The sequence below is a fragment of the Mycobacterium sp. IDUB_5 genome (genome assembly GCF_055419565.1).
Map to the genome: position 1 here is coordinate 190,135 of NZ_JBVAXX010000004.1, position 16,140 is coordinate 206,274.

Genomic DNA, 16,140 nt, shown 5'->3' on the forward strand with positions numbered 1-16,140 from the left:
GGCCGTCCGCTGAGGAGCGTCAGGTCAGGGCACCGGGACGAAGCCCGTCCCTGGCCTGTTCTTGGCCGCGATGTCGGCCAGCTGAGTGTTGATCGACATCGTGACCGCCGGCGTGTGCAGCGGGATGAACTTGACCACGCATGTCGGCAAGTCTTCGGAGAACGCGCCGTGGATCATGCCGACGAGCTTGTTGTCGACGGTGACGGGGGCACCGGAGTCGCCCGGCTGCCCGCAGACCTGATTGACGATGGTGCCGGGCTGCTCGCCGGGGCCCCACGTCACGCCGCACGAGTAGCCGGTGGTGCGGCCCAGCTTGCACGCCACCTGACCGAACACCGGGTCGGGGCCGATGCCGTCGATCCGGAACCCGTTGACCTCGTCGACCGGGCGCACCTTGGCCGGGTCGAACTTGATCACCGCGTAGTCCAGGACGTCGTTGCCGGCCACCATGGTGCCGACGATGCCGGCATCCTGCTCGGCCTCACTGGCGACGACGGCACCCGGCCCGCCGCAGTGTGCGGAGGTGAAGCCGATGAGGTTGCCGCTGCGGTCGGTGCCGATCGCCGTCAGCGTGCACAGGGTGTCGCCGTTGACGACCAGACCGGACCCGCCGCCGAGAGTGACGGGGGCCGCAGCATGGGCGACACCAGCGCTCACCAGCATGAGAGCCCCGAGAATCGCGCAGATCGCAGAGAAGACAGCCGGCCGGCCGTTCGACTTCACACCTCACTCCAATCGACGCCTCAATGGCTTCGGCCCGACCCGCCAGAAAGAATCACCAAGGAATCAAGGCAGTCTAACGTCACTGCCGGATCGTTTCGTTTCACGCCACGTGGCAACATAAGCCGCGACCAGATCTCATGCGGGGAAGGAAGCTCTTGTGAGCGATCGCAGTAACGGCGCGCCGGCGACGGTGACATCCATACCGCTGGTGGACCCGCACGCGCCGAAGCCGGACCCGTCGATCGGCGACCTGGTCAAGGACGCGACCGCCCAGGTCTCGACTCTGGTGCGCGCGGAGGTCGAACTCGCCAAGGCCGAGATCACCCGCGACGTCAAGAAGGGCCTGACCGGCAGCGTCTTCTTCATCCTGGCGCTGGTCGTGTTGTTCTACTCCACGTTCTTTTTCTTCTTCTTCCTCGCCGAGCTGCTCGATCAGTGGCTGTGGCGATGGGCTGCGTTCCTGATCGTGTTCGGGATCATGGTCGTGGTCACCGCGGCGTTGGCGCTGCTCGGATTCCTGAAGGTGCGGCGAATTCGCGGTCCCCGCAAGACCATCGAATCGGTCAAGGAGTTCCCCGAGGCGTTCGGCGGGGGTGCTGACAAGAAGGCCGTCATGACAGGCCCAGCGGCAGGGGGTACGACGAACGGCAAGCAGCCGGCGGCGACGGATCCGTCCGGCTGGTAATGGCCGTACCCGATCCGTCGGTCGTTCGCGTCGGCGGACCGTGGCGTCATCTCGACGTGCATGCCAACGGCATCCGTTTTCACGTCGTCGAGGCTGAGCGGGAGGCGGGTGCCGACGACCAGTCCCGTCCACTGACCGACCGTCCGCTGGTGATCCTGCTGCACGGTTTCGGCTCCTTCTGGTGGTCCTGGCGTCACCAGCTGCGGGGGCTGTCGGGGGCGCGGGTGGTGGCGATCGATCTGCGCGGGTACGGCGCCAGCGACAAGCCGCCGCGCGGGTATGACGGCTGGACGCTGGCCGGTGACACGGCGGGCCTGGTGCGGGCGCTGGGACACAGCACCGCCACGCTGGTGGGTCATGCCGACGGCGGACTGGTCTGCTGGGCCACGGCGGTCCTGCATCCGCGTGTGGTGCACGCGATCGCGGTGGTCAGCTCACCGCACCCGGCAGCGCTGCGCGCCTCGACGATGCGCCGCCGCGATCAGGGGCGGGCGCTGCTGCCGTCGATGTTGCGCTACCAGGTGCCGATGTGGCCGGAACGCATCCTGACCCGCCACGACGGGGCCGAACTCGAGCGCATCGTGCGCGCCCGGTCCAGCGCGCCGTGGCAGGCGAGCGACGACTTCGCCGAGACCATGCCGCTGCTGAGGCGGGCGATCCAGATCCCGTCGGCCGCACATTCGGCGCTGGAGTACCAGCGCTGGGCGGTGCGCAGCCAGCTGCGCAGCGAGGGTCGGCGGTTCATGCGGTCGATGAAGCGTCCGATCGCGGTGCCCGTCCTGCATCTGCGCGGCGACACCGACCCCTACGTGCTCGCCGACCCGGTGATCCGCACACAGAACTACGCGCCGCACGGCCGCTACGTATCTGTTGACGGCGCAGGACATTTCGCTCACGAAGAGGCGCCGGAGGCGGTCAACGCGCAGCTCGAACGGTTTCTTCGCCAGGTGTACGGCTGATCAGCCGCTGATGCAGGCGCCCGTCGGCACCGGCGCGACGTTGCCGACCTTGGCCATCTGACGGGAGACTTCCTGGGCGGTCAGCACGAATCCGGTGTCGACGTCGTCGACGGCCGCGCCGAACACCACGCCCAGCACCTTGCCCGACCGGTTGATCATCGGACCGCCCGAATTGCCCTGCTTCACGGTGCCGCGGATCGTGTAGACCTCGCGCGTCACGGTGGTACTGCGGTAGATGTCGGGACCGTTGAGTTCGATCACCTCGCGCACGCGCGCCGGCGTCGCGGTGAAGTCGCCACCGCCGGGATAACCCATCACGATGCCGTCGGTGCCTGCGGGTGCCTCGGAGTCGACGAACTGAAGCGGCGCCGACGGAAGGTCGGGGACGTCGAGGATCGAGATGTCGGCGTTGGGGTCGTAGCTGACGACCTTGGCGTCGTAGGTCTTTCCGTCGACCTCGACGGTGACGGTCTCCGACCCGGCGACGACGTGCGCATTCGACATCACCCGGTTGGGGGCGACGACGAAACCGCTGCCCTCGAGCACCTTCTGGCAGCTGGGCGCGACACCGCGCACCTTGACCACGCTGGACCGCGTCGTCCCCACGACCGCGGAACTGGCCAGCGAGGCGTCCGGCGCGTCGACGTTGGCGACCGGGGTGGGGCCGAAGTCCTTGAGGACATCGTGCAGCCCGGAGGTGTCCCACAATCCGGACAGCCGGCCGGGCACGGAGCGCAACCAGCTCGGCGCGATCGAGTCGACCTCGGCGATCACCCTCGATCCCTGCACCGCGGCGGCCAGATTGGGCTGCGGCGAGGAGACCAGCGCGGTCCCCAGCAGCCAGGCCGCGGTCAGTACGAGGACCAGCTGCACCGCCACGCCGATCACCGAGTCCACCACGCGCAGTGTCGGATTGCGGATCGCGCCGCGCACCGCACGGCCGAGGACCACGCCGGCGATCTCGCCGACCACCACGAGCGCCAGGATCAGGAACAGCGTGGCGAACAGCTTGGTACGCGGCCCGTCGATGTGGTTGACCACGTGTGGGGCGAGCAGCACGCCGGCGACAGCGCCGAGCACCACACCGACAAGGGCGAGCACAGAACCGGGCGCGCCGGATCGCCAGCCCGAGATGGCGGCGATCAGCGCTACGGCGAGTACGGCTATGTCCAGCCACTGTGACGATGTCATCGTTGGAGATCACCGTAGCTGCCCGCGCCCTCGACGCGCGCCATTGCATCGCCGAGTTCATGGACGGAGTCGGTGTCCCACGGTTGCGCCCAGCCCGCGACATCGAGCATCGCGGCGATGACGTGCCCGGTGAATCCCCACACCAGCATCTGGTTGAGCAGGAACGCCGGACCGGCCGAGCGGCGGGTGTTCTCCTTGCGGTACACCATGAGCCGGTTGGCCGGGTTGACGAAGGCGCGCACCGGAACCCGTGCCACCACGGCGGTTTCGGACCTGTCCACGACCGTGACGGGCCCGGGGTCGGCGGAGTATGCGAGCACCGGCACGACCTGGAATCCCGACGGCGGGATGAACATCGTGTCCAGGGTGGCCAGGGCCCGCAGCCGGGAGGCCTGAAGACCTGTCTCCTCGGTGGCCTCACGCAGCGCGGTGTGCACGGGGCTGCGGTCGCCCGGGTCGGCTGCGCCCCCGGGGAACGCGGCCTGGCCGGCGTGGTGGCGCAGCGTGGAGGCCCGCATGGTGACCAGCAGGTCCGCGTCGGCCGGGAGTTCGCCCGGCACACCGTCGTCGGGGCCGGAGAACAGGACGAGCACCGCGGCGTCGCGGCGGGCGCCGGTGACCGCTGCGGTGGCGTTGGCTGCGGTCAGCGCGGCGAGGACCTCGGCGGGCACCCGCTGGCGGTAGGCGTCCTTGACCGCGGCCGGGTCAGTGACGAGGGGGGCCAGCCAGGGCGGTGCGGCGGCGGGAGTCAGCTCGCCGTCCCTGATCTCCCAGCTCACCTCACTCCTATCGTCGGATCCACTGCGTCGGCGATCTCGTCGGCGGTGGCAAACGACCGGGGCAGGATCTGCGCCACGCTACCGTCCGCGCGGAGCACCACCGTCGCCGGCATCACGTTGGGAACCTGCAGCGCAGCGGCGATCTGGCGTCGTCCGTCCTGCAGCGTCGGCAGGTGCACCCCGAGTTCGGCGAGGCGGAGCAACCCGGCGGTTTCGTTCTCGTCCTGGTGCACGGTGAGCACGAGGACCGACGGCCCGACTCGGCGTTGGTACTCCGCCATCGCCGGTAGCTCGTCGGCGCACGGACCGCACCAGTAGGCCCAGAGGTTGAGCACCGTCGGCCGGTTTGCGACAGCGCGTGCCACGTCGACCGGCGTTCGGTCGCCGGCGCATTCGACGACGATGCCGCGAAGCGACTCTGGACCAGCTCCGGCGCCGGGGGCGGGGCAGGGCGCCAGCGCGGCCTGCGCCCGCGGCCCGGCCAGCGCGGCCGGGGTGTCGGCGTCGCGCTTGTCGCGCGGGGACACCACACCGGGCGTCGCGGGTGTGGCGGGACCGGTCGGATCGTCCGCCAATTCACTGAACAGCGCGACCCCGAGCGCGATGAGGACCACCAGCGCCACGACGCTCCACCGTGCCGACGTGCTCATCGGCACGCTTACAGGCCGGCCAGTGCCAGCAGGTGCTCGGTCTCCGGGCCCTTGACCAGCGGGGCCGCCACCAGTGGATCGGTGGGCCCGATGCCGTAGGAGGGGCAGTCCTTGGCGAGCACGCACACCCCGCAGGCCGGCTTGCGGGCATGACACACCCGCCGGCCGTGGAAGATCACCCGATGGCTGAGCAGCGTCCACTCACGGCGCTCGATCAGCTCACCGACCGCGTGTTCGACCTTGACCGGATCCTCCTCGGCGGTCCAGCGCCATCGTCGGGCCAGCCTGCCGAAGTGGGTGTCGACGGTGATGCCGGGGACGTCGAACGCGTTGCCGAGGATGACGTTGGCCGTCTTGCGCCCCACGCCGGGCAGCGTCACCAGCTCGTCCAGAGTGGCGGGCACCTCGCCGTCGAAGCGTTCGACCAGCTCCTGGCCCAGCCTGATCAGCGATGACGCCTTGTTTCGGAAGAACCCGGTGGGGCGGATCAATTCTTCGAGCTGCGCCCGGTCTGCCTGGGCGTAGTCCTGCGCCGTGCGGTACGTGGCGAACAGCGCGGGCGTGGTCAGGTTGACGCGTTTGTCGGTGCTCTGCGCGGACAGAATGGTGGCCACGGTGAGCTCGAGGGGATTGGTGAAGTCCAGCTCGCAGTACACGTGCGGAAACGCCTCGGCCAGCGTGCGATTCATGCGTCGGGCGCGCCGCACGAGACCCAGGTGGGTCTCTTTGTCCCATTTGGCGGCGTCCCATTTGGCGGTCCGTTTGGTCACGGTCACCTCGCCAGCGTACTGAGCACGTCCGACACGTTCGACCCAACTCGTGTTCAGATCGGTCGTTAACGTGGGCTTTTCGTGATCGGTCCGAGACCTTGGCCGTGTTTACTTCCGCATGTGTCGTGGTTGCTCGTCGCGCTGATCCCGGGGTTGTTGATGCTGGCGACCTTCGGGCTGGAGAAGGTGGAGGCTGGTCTGCGCCAGCAGACCATCTCGGCGGCCGATGTCGCCGACTTCTTGAATCAGGCCGAGGCCGGCGATGTCGACGCGCTGGTGCGTGACGGATTGGACACCGCGATCACCGACCAGAACCGGCGGCGCGTGGAGCGTGAGGCGACGGCGCCGATACCGATGCGGGCGAAGGTCACGTCAGGTTTGCCGACGACCGCGTCGTACCCCTAGCCCGTCAATAACCGGTTTCGGCAGACCCGACATGCCGATCCTGTGTAGCGTGAGCTGGTCACGACAGGACATGGCTCTAGACTGAGTCGGCCTTCGTATCCGACGTCGGCGCGCACATGTCTGACCACCAACATCTTCGACAAGAGGGGCAACGTGGACGAGATCCTGGCCAGGGCCGGAATCTTCCAAGGGGTCGAACCCAGCGCTGTTTCCGCGCTGACCAAGCAGCTCCAGCCCGTCGACTTCCCCCGCGGGCACACGGTGTTCGCCGAGGGTGAGCCCGGCGACCGGCTCTACATCATCATCACCGGCAAGGTGAAGATCGGCCGGCGTTCGCCGGACGGCCGCGAGAACCTGCTGACGATCATGGGACCGTCGGACATGTTCGGTGAGCTGTCGATTTTCGACCCGGGACCGCGTACGTCGAGCGCGACCACGATCACCGAGGTGCGGGCGGTGTCGATGGACCGTGAGGCGCTGCGCGCCTGGATCGCCGATCGCCCGGAGATCGCCGAGCAGCTGCTGCGGGTGCTGGCGCGCCGGTTGCGCCGCACCAACAACAACCTGGCTGACCTGATCTTCACCGACGTCCCCGGTCGCGTCGCCAAGCAGCTGCTGCAGCTGGCCCAGCGGTTCGGAACGCAGGAAGGCGGCGCGCTGCGCGTCACCCACGATCTGACACAGGAGGAGATCGCCCAGCTCGTCGGCGCCTCTCGCGAGACCGTGAACAAGGCGCTGGCCGACTTCGCTCACCGCGGATGGATTCGCCTCGAGGGCAAGAGCGTGCTGATCAGCGACAGCGAGCGCCTCGCGAGACGAGCCCGCTAAACGTCATCGGCGCAGGTAGTTCAGCTGCGCCTGCACGCTCCACTCGGCCACGTCCCATAGTTTCTCGTCCACGTCGGTGTAGACGTGTTCGACCACGGCGCGGGCGGTGGCGTCGTCACCGAGCTCACGCAGCGCCCCGCGGATCTGGTCCAGCCGTTCCTGCCGGTGCGCCAGATACGTGTCGGCGACCGCGGCCAGGTCCTCGAGATCGGGCCCGTGTCCGGGCAACACCGTGCGATGGCCGAGACCACGCAGCCGGTGCAGCGACTCCAGATAGTCGCCGAGGTCGCCGTCTTCCTTGTCGATCACCGTCGTGCCCCGGCCGAGCACGGTGTCAGCGGTCAGCACGGCATCGTCGAGCAGGAACGACAGCGAATCGGCGGTGTGGCCCGGCGTGGCCAGCACCGTGATCCGCAGGCCCGCTGCGTCGATGACCTCACCGTCGGTCAGCGGACCGCCGAGGCCCCGCTGGAATCCGCTGCCCACCGAGCGCACGACCGCGCCGGTCAGGTCGACGAGCCGGTCGATCCCCCCGGTGTGGTCCTCGTGCCGATGGCTGATCAGCACAAGAGGGATCGGGCCCAGCGCCGCGAGCCGTTCGATGTGCTCGTCGCGGTCGTCCGGCCCGGGGTCGACGACCACCATCTCGTCACTGCCGCGCCCGCGCAGCACCCATGTGTTGGTGCCGTCCAGTGTCATACGCCCAGGGTTGTCGCACAGCAGCACCGACGCGGTCTCGGTGACCGGCCTCAGCAATCCGTACGCGGGGTGCTCCACTCAGTCGACCTCTGCCTAACCGGCGACCTCGACGATGATTTCGACTTCCACCGGCGAATTGCGCGGAAGCTCGGATACCCCGACGGCGGATCGGGCGTGTGCACCCGCGTCGCCGAAGATCGCCCCGAACAGCTCCGACGCACCGTTGATGACGACGGGCTGGCCGCCGAACCCCGGTGCGGACGCGACGAAGCCGACGACCTTCACCACCCGCACCACCGCGTCGATACCCACGAGGGCGTCGACGGCTGCGAGCGCGTTCAGCGCGCACCGGCGGGCCAGGTGCTTGGCGTCCTCGACGGACACCTCGGCGCCCACCTTGCCCGTCTCGACGAGCTCACCTCCAGAAATGGGCAGCTGCCCGGCGGTGTAGACGAGATTGCCCGTACGGACCGCGGGCACGTACGCCGCGAGTGGGGCCACGACCTCGGGCAGGGCGATGCCCAGCTCGTTCAGCCGTTCCGACCAGATTTGTCGGGTCACTTGGGCCGCTTCAGGTACGCGACGTGCTGCTCGCCCGTCGGACCCGGCAGCACCGAGACAAGCTCCCAGCCGTCCTCTCCCCACTGGTCGAGGATCTGTTTGGTCGCGTGCGTCAGCAACGGAACAGTCGCGTATTCCCATTTGTTCGCTGCGCTCACGCCGCCCACCTCGTTTGTTCGCTCATACGGCTGAGCTTATCCGGCGCGCAGATCGCTATGGCTAGCATGCAGTGGTGGCAACCACACCAGAGGGCTCACCGCACGGTTCGTGGCCGGCACGGCTGGCCGAGGCGCGCCTGCATTTCGTCAGCGGCAAAGGCGGCACCGGCAAGTCGACGATCGCCGCAGCGCTGGCCCTGGCCCTGGCCGCCGGCGGACGCAAGGTGCTACTCGTGGAAGTGGAAGGGCGGCAAGGTATTGCGCAGCTCTTCGATGTGCCCCCGTTGCCCTACGAAGAGGTCAAGATCGCGACCGCCGAGGGTGGCGGTCAGGTCAACGCCCTGGCCGTCGACACCGAGGCCGCATTCCTGGAATACCTGGACATGTTCTACAACCTGGGGCTGGCGGGGCGCGCCATGCGCCGCATCGGAGCCGTCGAGTTCGCGACGACGATCGCCCCTGGCCTGCGTGACGTCCTGCTGACCGGGAAGATCAAAGAGGTCGTCACACGCACCAGGAAGGAAGCCAAGGGCAAGTACGGCTACTACGACGCGGTGGTCGTCGACTCGCCGCCGACCGGCCGGATCGCCCGCTTCCTCGACGTCACCAAGGCCGTGTCCGACCTGGCCAAGGGCGGTCCGGTGCATTCGCAGGCCGACGGTGTGGTGCGGCTGTTGCACTCCGACCTCACTGTGATCCACCTCGTGACGCTGCTGGAAGCGCTGCCGGTGCAGGAGACCCTGGAGGCCATCGCCGAACTCCGCGAGATGGAGCTGCCGATCGGCTCGGTGATCATCAACCGCAACATCCCGGCCTATCTCCCGCCTGATGATCTGGCGAAGGCCGCCGAGGGTGATGTCGACGCCGACGCGATCCGCGCGGGCCTGTCCAGCGCAGGAATCACGTTGTCCGACAACGACTTCGCGGGACTTCTCACTGAAACGATCGAACACGCGACGCGTATCGCGGCGCGCGCCGAAAGCGCCGAGCAGTTGACCGAACTCGAGGTCCCACGCCTGGATCTACCGGCGCTGGCAGACGGCGTCGATCTGGGAAGTCTGTACGAATTGGCCGAAGCGCTCGCCCAGCAGGGCGTGCGGTGACGAGAGGCAGATGATGAGCACCGCTCCGGTGACCCTGGACATGGGATCGATCCTGCGCGACAAGGCCAATCGCGTGGTCGTGTGCTGCGGCGCAGGCGGTGTCGGCAAGACCACCACCGCCGCGGCGATGGCGCTGCGCGCCGCCGAATACGGCCGCACCGTCGTCGTCCTGACCATCGACCCGGCGAAGCGGCTGGCCCAGGCGCTCGGCATCGAGGATCTGGGCAATGTCCCTCAGCGCGTTCCGCTGGCGCCCGAGGTGTCCGGTGAGCTCTACGCGATGATGCTGGACATGCGTCGCACGTTCGACGAGATGGTCGTCCAGTACTCGGGACCCGATCGCGCCGACGCCATCCTGGACAACCAGTTCTACCAAACCGTGGCCACCTCGCTGGCGGGCACGCAGGAGTACATGGCCATGGAGAAGCTGGGTCAGCTTCTGGCAGAAGACAAGTGGGATCTGATCGTGGTGGACACGCCACCGTCGCGCAATGCGTTGGACTTCCTCGACGCGCCGAAGCGGTTGGGCAGCTTCATGGACAGCCGGCTCTGGCGCCTGTTGCTAGCGCCTGGACGGGGCATCGGCCGGCTGGTCACCGGCGCGGTCGGACTGGCCATGAAGGGGATGTCGACCATCCTGGGGTCTCAGATGCTTTCCGACGCAGCGGGTTTCGTCCAGTCACTGGACGCCACGTTCGGTGGGTTCCGCGAGAAGGCCGACCGCACCTACGAACTCCTCAAGCGCCGCGGCACCCAGTTCGTCGTCGTCTCGGCCGCCGAGCCGGATGCGCTGCGGGAGGCGTCGTTCTTCGTCGATCGGTTGTCCTCGGAGCGCATGCCGTTGGCGGGCCTGATCCTCAACCGCACCCACCCGACGCTGTGCGATCTGACCAGCGACGCGGCGAGCAAGGCGGCCGATGCGCTGGATGGCACCGATCCGGGATCGCTGACGGCCGCGGCGCTGCGAGTGCACGCTGACCGGGCGTCGACGGCCAAGCGCGAAGTGCGGTTGCTGTCGCGGTTCACCGGCGCCAACCCCCATGTGGCGATCGTCGGCGTGCCGTCCCTGCCGTTCGACGTGTCGGATCTCGAGGCGCTGCGAGCGATCGCCGATCAGATCACCGGGCAGACGACCGCGGCCTGATCCACAGGCCACATTCGTCCGACAAGCAAATTCTGACGCCTCTGTCGGGGCGGGGCGTTTAGCCCGCGCTGCGGTGTTTGCGCTGGGCGGCGAAGAAGTCCGACCAGGACACCACGTCAGGGTGCTGCTTGAGCAGGGCGCGACGCTGACGCTCGGTCATACCGCCCCACACACCGAACTCCACCCGGTTGTCGAGGGCATCGGCGCCGCACTCGGCAATCACGGGGCAGTGCCGGCAGATGACTGCGGCCTTGCGCTGGGCTGCGCCGCGGACGAACAGCTCGTCGGGATCAGTCTGGCGACACCGGGCCTGCGAAACCCACGCAATACGGGCTTCTGCCTCTGCGCCGTGCAGAATGGACTCGGTAGCTGGATTCACCGTGGTCTTGCGTGCGGCGGGCTTGGTAACTGACACCAGCGATCCCCTTAGTTCTGGCCGCGCCCCGACAACGCAGACGGCTGATTCCCCGACGTCGATCACCTGAGTGCGATCTACGCCACACTGCGAGGGTCTTGTGTGACCTGTATCGCACTGCTCGCTCAATTTAGGTGGTCACCGGCGTTTTGCGCAATACGTTCGTGACCACTTTTTTGGGACAACCGTGCCGTCACGGCGGTACAGTGCGCGACCTCGGCGTTTGTCAGGTGCTGCCAGGAGTCAGGAGCGGGCGCTCGGCGGCTGAGCGCTGAGCGGGCGTCGCTAGTCTGTACCCATGCCGCAGGACGAGAGGGCCCGGCCGCCGCGGGCGGTCACGGTCATCAAGCTCGCCTGGTGCGTCCTTCTCGCCAGCGTCGTCGCCGCCGGATTGATGTTCCCCGTGGTCGGCGGGGTGGGTCTGATGTCCAACCGCGCCTCCGATGTGGTGGCCAACGGCTCGGCCCAGCTCGTCGAGGGTGAGGTGCCCCAGGTGTCGACGATGGTCGATGCCAAGGGCAACGTCATCGCCTGGCTCTACAGTCAGCGGCGCTTCGAGGTCCCGAGCGATCAGATCGCCAACACGATGAAGCTGGCGATCGTCTCGATCGAGGACAAGAGGTTTGCCGAGCACAACGGCGTGGACTGGCAGGGCACCCTGACGGGTCTCTCGGGTTACCTGTCGGGCAACCTCGACACCCGCGGCGGCTCGACGCTCGAGCAGCAGTACGTGAAGAACTACCAGCTGCTGGTGATCGCCCAGACCGACGCCGAGAAGCGCGCCGCCATCGAGACCACCCCGGCGCGAAAGCTGCGCGAGATCCGGATGGCGCTGACGCTGGACAAGACGTTCACCAAACCGGAGATCCTGACCCGCTACCTCAATCTGGTGTCCTTCGGCAACGGAGCCTTCGGTATCCAGGACGCGGCGCAGACCTACTTCGGCATCAACGCCTCGGAGCTGAACTGGCAGCAGGCCGCGCTACTGGCCGGCATGGTGCAGTCGACGAGCACGCTGAACCCGTACACCAACCCCGACGGGGCGTTGGCGCGGCGCAATCTGGTGCTCGACACGATGATCGCGAACATCCCCGACCAGGCCGACGCGTTGCGCGCCGCCAAGCAGGAGCCGCTCGGCATCCTGCCCACGCCGAAGGAATTGCCGCGCGGCTGTATCGCCGCCGGTGACCGGGCGTTCTTCTGTGACTACGCGCTTGACTACCTGGCTCGGGCCGGGATCAGCAAGGACCAGGTGGCCAAGGGCGGCTACCTGATCAAGACGACGCTGGACCCGGACGTGCAGAACACCGTGAAGTCGTCGATCACCAGCATCGCAGCGCCCGACCTGGACGGGGTCGCGAGCGTGATGAGCGTGATCCAGCCGGGTAAGGAGTCCCACCCCGTGCTGGCGATGGCCAGCAACAGGACCTACGGGCTGAACCTCGACGCCGGCGAGACGATGCAGCCGCAGCCCTTCTCCCTGGTGGGTGACGGCGCGGGATCGATCTTCAAGATCTTCACCACCGCCGCGGCCCTGGACATGGGGATGGGCATCAACGCCACGCTCGATGCGCCGTCGCGGTTCGAGGCCAAGGGGCTGGGCTCCGGCGGCGCCAAGGGCTGCCCCCCGGCGACGTGGTGTGTGCAGAACGCCGGCAACTACCGCGGCCAGATGAGCGTCACCGATGCGCTGGCGACGTCGCCGAACACGGCGTTCGCCAAGCTCATCGCGCAGGTCGGCGTGCAGCGCACGGTCGACATGGCGGTACGGCTGGGGCTGCGCTCCTACGCACTGCCCGGGACAGCACGCGACTACGATCCCGAGAGCAACGAAAGCCTCGCCGACTTCATCAAACGGCAGAACATCGGATCGTTCACGCTGGGCCCGGTCGAGGTGAACGCGCTGGAACTGTCCAACGTCGCCGCCACGCTCGCCTCCGGCGGCACGTGGTGCCCACCCAACCCGATCGCGCAGGTCCTGGATCGCCGCGGCGAAGAGGTCTCGGTGACGACGGAGACATGCGAGCAGGCGGTGCCCGAGGGCCTGGCCAACACGTTGGCCAATGCGATGAGCAAGGACGACCAGGGTGGGGGTACCGCAGCCGGCGCGGCGGGCTCGGTCGGCTGGAACCTGCCGATGTCCGGCAAGACAGGCACCACCGAGGCGCACCGCTCGTCGGGATTCCTCGGCTTCACCAACCATTTCGCGGCCGCGAACTACATCTACGACGATTCCAACTCCCCCGGCGAACTGTGCTCGTTCCCGCTCCGTCAGTGCGGTGACGGAAACCTGTTCGGCGGCAACGAGCCGGCCCGCACCTGGTTCACCGCGATGGAGCCCCTGACCACGCCGTTCACCGACGTCACGCTGCCGCCGACCGATCCCCGATACGTCGACGGGGCGCCCGGATCGCGAGTGCCAAGCGTGGCGGGGATGAGCCAGGACACCGCGCGGGCACGGCTGCGTGAGGCCGGTTTCCAGGTCGCCGATCAGGCCACCCCGGTGAACAGCGCGTCGTCTTACGGCACCGTCGTCGGGACGTCGCCGAGTGGGCAGACGGTGCCCGGGTCGATCATCACGATCCAGATCTCCAACGGCATCGCGCCGGCCCCGCCGCCGCCTCCGCCGGGTGCGCTACCTCCGGGCGCTCCGCCGCCTCCGGTCGGCGAGACCGTGATCAACATCCCGGGTCTGCCACCGATCACGGTGCCGGTGCTCGGCCCGCCGCCGCCCGCGCCGCCACCACCGCCCTGATCGGTGCGCGCCGCTCGCGGCACAGCCGGTGGCAGTACGCTTGAACGATGCCTGGTTCTCCTGGTTCGAAGGTGAAGACCGTCGCGAAGAACACCACCCTCGTGTCAGCCGGCACGCTCGTGGCCGGCATCGCCTACGCCTCGGTGATCGAACGCAACGCGTTCGTGGTGCGGGAGGCGACGATGCCGGTCCTGTCGCCGGGTTCGTCACCGCTGAAGGTGTTGCACATCAGCGACATTCACATGCGCCCCGGACAGCGCCGCAAGCAGGCCTGGCTGCGTGACCTGGCGAGCCTTCAGCCGGATCTGGTGGTCAACACCGGAGACAACCTGGCCCACCCGAAGGCCGTACCAGCGGTGGTGCAGGCCCTCGGCGACCTGTTGTCGGTGCCCGGGGTGTTCGTGTTCGGCAGCAACGACTATTTCGCGCCGCGGCTGAAGAACCCCGCCAACTATCTGACCAAGCCGACGCACCGCATCCACGGCGAACCGCTGCCCTGGCAGGACCTGCGCGCAGCGTTCACCGAGCGGGGCTGGCTGGACCTGACCCACACCCGGCGCGACCTCGACGTCGCGGGGTTGCGGATCGCCGCGGCCGGCGTGGACGACCCGCACCTGTCGCGGGACCGCTACGCCACCATCGAAGGAGCAGCCGATCCGACGGCGAACCTCACGCTAGGGTTGACGCACTCCCCCGAGCCGCGGGTGCTGGACCGTTTCGCTGCCGACGGTTATCAGCTGGTGATGGCCGGGCACACCCACGGCGGGCAGCTGTGCCTGCCGTTCTACGGCGCGATCGTCACGAACTGCGAACTGGATCGCTCACGGGTCAAAGGCCCGTCGCGGTGGGGCGCGCGGACCCAGCTGCACGTGTCGGCGGGTATCGGCACGTCGCCATTCGCCCCGCTGCGGTTCTGCTGCCGCCCGGAGGCGACGCTGCTGACGCTGGTGGCCGCACCGACGGGCGGCTCTGATGCGAGAAGTGTTGCCGGGCAATCGCATCCGACCGTATCGGCACGGTGAGCCACTCGGCCTCGTCCGCCGTGCAGGACCGGTCCCGTTCGTGGGTCGACAATGCTGTCCGGCTCATCGAGGCGGACGCACGCCGCAGCGCTGACACGCATCTGCTGCGCTATCCGCTGCCGTCACGGTGGGGGCACGATTGCGATCTCGCCCTGTACCTCAAGGACGAGAGCACCCACATCACCGGCAGCCTGAAGCATCGCTTGGCGCGCTCGCTGTTCCTCTATGCGCTGTGCAACGGGTGGATCTGCGAGAGCACGACGGTGATCGAGGCCTCGTCGGGCTCGACGGCGGTGTCGGAGGCATATTTCGCGTCGATGATCGGGCTGCCGTTCATCGCCGTGATGCCGGCATCGACGAGTGCTACCAAGGTCGCGTTGATCGAATCCCAGGGTGGCCGTTGCCATTTCGTCACCGAGTCAGCACAGGTGTATGCGGAGGCGCAGCGGCTGGCCGAGGAGACGGGCGGGCATTACCTCGACCAGTTCACCAACGCCGAGCGGGCCACCGACTGGCGCGGCAACAACAACATCGCCGAGTCGATCTTCGACCAGATGGTGCGCGAGACCCATCCGATCCCGGAATGGATCGTGGTGGGCGCAGGCACGGGCGGCACGAGCGCGACGATCGGCCGCTACCTGCGCTATCGCCGGCATCCGACACGGTTGTGCGTGGTCGACCCGGAGAACTCGGCGTTCTACCCGTCGTATGTGCGCGACGACCCGCACGTGGTCACCGGAAAGTCCTCACGCATCGAGGGCATCGGCCGGCCGCGGGTGGAGCCGTCGTTCCTGCCGGGGGTGGTCGACCGCATGGTGGTGGTGCCCGACGCGGCGTCGGTCGCGGCTGCGCACCACGTGAGCCGGGTGTTGGGCCGACGGGTGGGTCCGTCGACCGGGACGAATGTCTGGGGCGCTTTCAAGCTGCTGTGTGAGATGGCAGAGGCCGGCCGGTCCGGCTCGATCGTGACGCTCCTGTGCGACGGCGGCGAACGCTACGCCGACACCTACTTTCGCGAGGAGTGGCTGACCAGCCACGGGCTCGATCCGTCAGAACCGGCCGAGGTGCTCGCCGAGTTCGAACGGTCGGGCTGCTGGCCGTGATCCTGTGATCGCCGTGACAGCGGCGACAGGGGCCCGTCGGAGGTCAGAAACAGCCAGAGCGCTGCCAGCGCGAAGAAGCCCAGGTAGAGCGATGCACCCAGTCCGGTCATGACCTGCCTCGTTTCGGTCGTTGCTGTTCGTCAGTGTGCACAACGCCACTGACATACCCATTCCATCCCGCGGCGTGTCA

Annotated in this window: 18 protein-coding genes; 9 read left to right on the top strand and 9 right to left on the bottom strand. The window is 68.1% G+C overall.

Annotation, left to right across the window (positions count from 1 at the left end; all coding sequences use genetic code 11):
* Positions 1–24: 24 nt before the first annotated feature.
* Entirely contained in the window at positions 25–663 is a 639-nt protein-coding gene (locus ACZY1G_RS13965) for a S1 family peptidase (RefSeq protein ID WP_463812457.1), read from the bottom strand.
* A 217-nt stretch (positions 664–880) separates the two neighbouring features.
* Between ACZY1G_RS13965 and ACZY1G_RS13970 the strand changes: the two genes are divergently transcribed.
* Positions 881–1,408: a phage holin family protein gene (locus tag ACZY1G_RS13970; protein WP_463812458.1), complete on the top strand. Its 528-nt coding sequence runs from the start codon at positions 881–883 to the stop codon at positions 1,406–1,408.
* Positions 1,408–2,367, top strand: coding sequence for an alpha/beta fold hydrolase (locus ACZY1G_RS13975; protein WP_463812459.1), 960 nt, complete (start codon positions 1,408–1,410; stop codon positions 2,365–2,367). The genes ACZY1G_RS13970 and ACZY1G_RS13975 overlap by 1 nt, the downstream gene beginning before the upstream one ends.
* Here the strand turns inward: ACZY1G_RS13975 and marP are convergent, their stop codons facing one another.
* From marP to nth, 4 genes are read right to left on the bottom strand one after another with little or no spacing between them, the layout of a single operon-like run.
* Positions 2,368–3,558 (bottom strand): acid resistance serine protease MarP, encoded by a 1,191-nt coding sequence (marP, locus tag ACZY1G_RS13980; RefSeq protein WP_463812460.1) that lies wholly within the window; start codon positions 3,556–3,558, stop codon positions 2,368–2,370.
* Positions 3,555–4,337, bottom strand: coding sequence for an NUDIX hydrolase (locus ACZY1G_RS13985; protein WP_463822720.1), 783 nt, complete (start codon positions 4,335–4,337; stop codon positions 3,555–3,557). Before ACZY1G_RS13985 ends, marP begins: the two co-directional genes overlap by 4 nt.
* Entirely contained in the window at positions 4,334–4,987 is a 654-nt protein-coding gene (locus ACZY1G_RS13990; protein ID WP_463822721.1) for a TlpA disulfide reductase family protein, read from the bottom strand. The genes ACZY1G_RS13985 and ACZY1G_RS13990 overlap by 4 nt, the downstream gene beginning before the upstream one ends.
* An 8-nt stretch (positions 4,988–4,995) precedes the next feature.
* Complete coding sequence (gene nth / locus ACZY1G_RS13995) at positions 4,996–5,676, bottom strand: endonuclease III (protein ID WP_172835745.1); 681 nt, start codon at positions 5,674–5,676, stop codon at positions 4,996–4,998.
* 201 nt (positions 5,677–5,877) lie between these two features.
* On the opposite strand from nth, the gene ACZY1G_RS14000 reads away from it, so the two are divergent.
* Together ACZY1G_RS14000 and crp are read left to right on the top strand one after the other, a co-directional pair.
* The gene (locus ACZY1G_RS14000; RefSeq protein WP_463812463.1) at positions 5,878–6,162 is read left to right on the top strand and encodes a hypothetical protein; all 285 of its coding nucleotides are present in this window, start codon (positions 5,878–5,880) and stop codon (positions 6,160–6,162) included.
* A gap of 153 nt (positions 6,163–6,315) precedes the next feature.
* Positions 6,316–6,990: a cAMP-activated global transcriptional regulator CRP gene (gene crp / locus ACZY1G_RS14005; protein WP_046365140.1), complete on the top strand. Its 675-nt coding sequence runs from the start codon at positions 6,316–6,318 to the stop codon at positions 6,988–6,990.
* Positions 6,991–6,993: 3 nt separating this feature from the next.
* Here crp and ACZY1G_RS14010 read toward each other — a convergent pair whose 3' ends face one another.
* From ACZY1G_RS14010 to ACZY1G_RS14020, 3 genes are read right to left on the bottom strand one after another with little or no spacing between them, the layout of a single operon-like run.
* Positions 6,994–7,767 (bottom strand): MBL fold metallo-hydrolase, encoded by a 774-nt coding sequence (locus ACZY1G_RS14010; RefSeq protein WP_463812464.1) that lies wholly within the window; start codon positions 7,765–7,767, stop codon positions 6,994–6,996.
* A 15-nt stretch (positions 7,768–7,782) separates the two neighbouring features.
* Positions 7,783–8,238, bottom strand: coding sequence for a RidA family protein (locus ACZY1G_RS14015; protein WP_463814744.1), 456 nt, complete (start codon positions 8,236–8,238; stop codon positions 7,783–7,785).
* Between the two features lie 8 nt (positions 8,239–8,246).
* A complete protein-coding gene (locus ACZY1G_RS14020; protein WP_463812465.1) occupies positions 8,247–8,408 on the bottom strand; it encodes a DUF4177 domain-containing protein in 162 nt (53 codons plus the stop codon).
* Between the two features lie 71 nt (positions 8,409–8,479).
* On the opposite strand from ACZY1G_RS14020, the gene bagA reads away from it, so the two are divergent.
* Both bagA and bagB read left to right on the top strand, forming a co-directional pair.
* The gene (bagA, locus tag ACZY1G_RS14025) at positions 8,480–9,511 is read left to right on the top strand and encodes an ATPase BagA (RefSeq protein WP_463812466.1); all 1,032 of its coding nucleotides are present in this window, start codon (positions 8,480–8,482) and stop codon (positions 9,509–9,511) included.
* 13 nt (positions 9,512–9,524) lie between these two features.
* Positions 9,525–10,655, top strand: coding sequence for an ATPase BagB (gene bagB / locus ACZY1G_RS14030; RefSeq protein ID WP_463814745.1), 1,131 nt, complete (start codon positions 9,525–9,527; stop codon positions 10,653–10,655).
* A 58-nt stretch (positions 10,656–10,713) separates the two neighbouring features.
* On the opposite strand, the gene ACZY1G_RS14035 is transcribed toward bagB, so the two are convergent.
* Positions 10,714–11,070 carry a WhiB family transcriptional regulator gene (locus tag ACZY1G_RS14035; protein WP_463812467.1) on the bottom strand — a complete coding sequence of 119 codons (357 nt, stop codon included), beginning with the start codon at positions 11,068–11,070 and terminating at the stop codon, positions 10,714–10,716.
* Between the two features lie 298 nt (positions 11,071–11,368).
* Here ACZY1G_RS14035 and ponA2 point away from each other — a divergent pair, with 298 nt between their 5' ends.
* Genes ponA2 through cds1 form a run of 3 tightly spaced genes read left to right on the top strand, consistent with a single transcriptional unit; the run spans position 11,369 to position 15,950 of the window.
* The gene (ponA2, locus tag ACZY1G_RS14040) at positions 11,369–13,825 is read left to right on the top strand and encodes a transglycosylase/D,D-transpeptidase PonA2 (protein WP_463812468.1); all 2,457 of its coding nucleotides are present in this window, start codon (positions 11,369–11,371) and stop codon (positions 13,823–13,825) included.
* Between the two features lie 47 nt (positions 13,826–13,872).
* Entirely contained in the window at positions 13,873–14,847 is a 975-nt protein-coding gene (locus ACZY1G_RS14045) for a metallophosphoesterase (protein WP_463822722.1), read from the top strand.
* Positions 14,844–15,950: an L-cysteine desulfhydrase Cds1 gene (gene cds1, locus ACZY1G_RS14050; protein ID WP_463812470.1), complete on the top strand. Its 1,107-nt coding sequence runs from the start codon at positions 14,844–14,846 to the stop codon at positions 15,948–15,950. Before ACZY1G_RS14045 ends, cds1 begins: the two co-directional genes overlap by 4 nt.
* The last annotated feature ends 190 nt before the right edge of the window (positions 15,951–16,140 follow it).

Bases quoted from the DNA above. Each gene is read 5' to 3' on its own strand.
- ACZY1G_RS13965 (WP_463812457.1), bottom strand. From the start codon at position 663: ATGCTGGTGAGCGCTGGTGTCGCCCATGCTGCGGCCCCCGTCACTCTC.
- ACZY1G_RS13975 (WP_463812459.1), top strand. From the start codon at position 1,408: ATGGCCGTACCCGATCCGTCGGTCGTTCGCGTCGGCGGACCGTGGCGT.
- marP (WP_463812460.1), bottom strand. From the start codon at position 3,558: ATGACATCGTCACAGTGGCTGGACATAGCCGTACTCGCCGTAGCGCTG.
- ACZY1G_RS13990 (WP_463822721.1), bottom strand. From the start codon at position 4,987: ATGAGCACGTCGGCACGGTGGAGCGTCGTGGCGCTGGTGGTCCTCATC.
- nth (WP_172835745.1), bottom strand. From the start codon at position 5,676: ATGAATCGCACGCTGGCCGAGGCGTTTCCGCACGTGTACTGCGAGCTG.
- bagB (WP_463814745.1), top strand. From the start codon at position 9,525: ATGAGCACCGCTCCGGTGACCCTGGACATGGGATCGATCCTGCGCGAC.
- ponA2 (WP_463812468.1), top strand. From the start codon at position 11,369: ATGCCGCAGGACGAGAGGGCCCGGCCGCCGCGGGCGGTCACGGTCATC.
- ACZY1G_RS14045 (WP_463822722.1), top strand. From the start codon at position 13,873: ATGCCTGGTTCTCCTGGTTCGAAGGTGAAGACCGTCGCGAAGAACACC.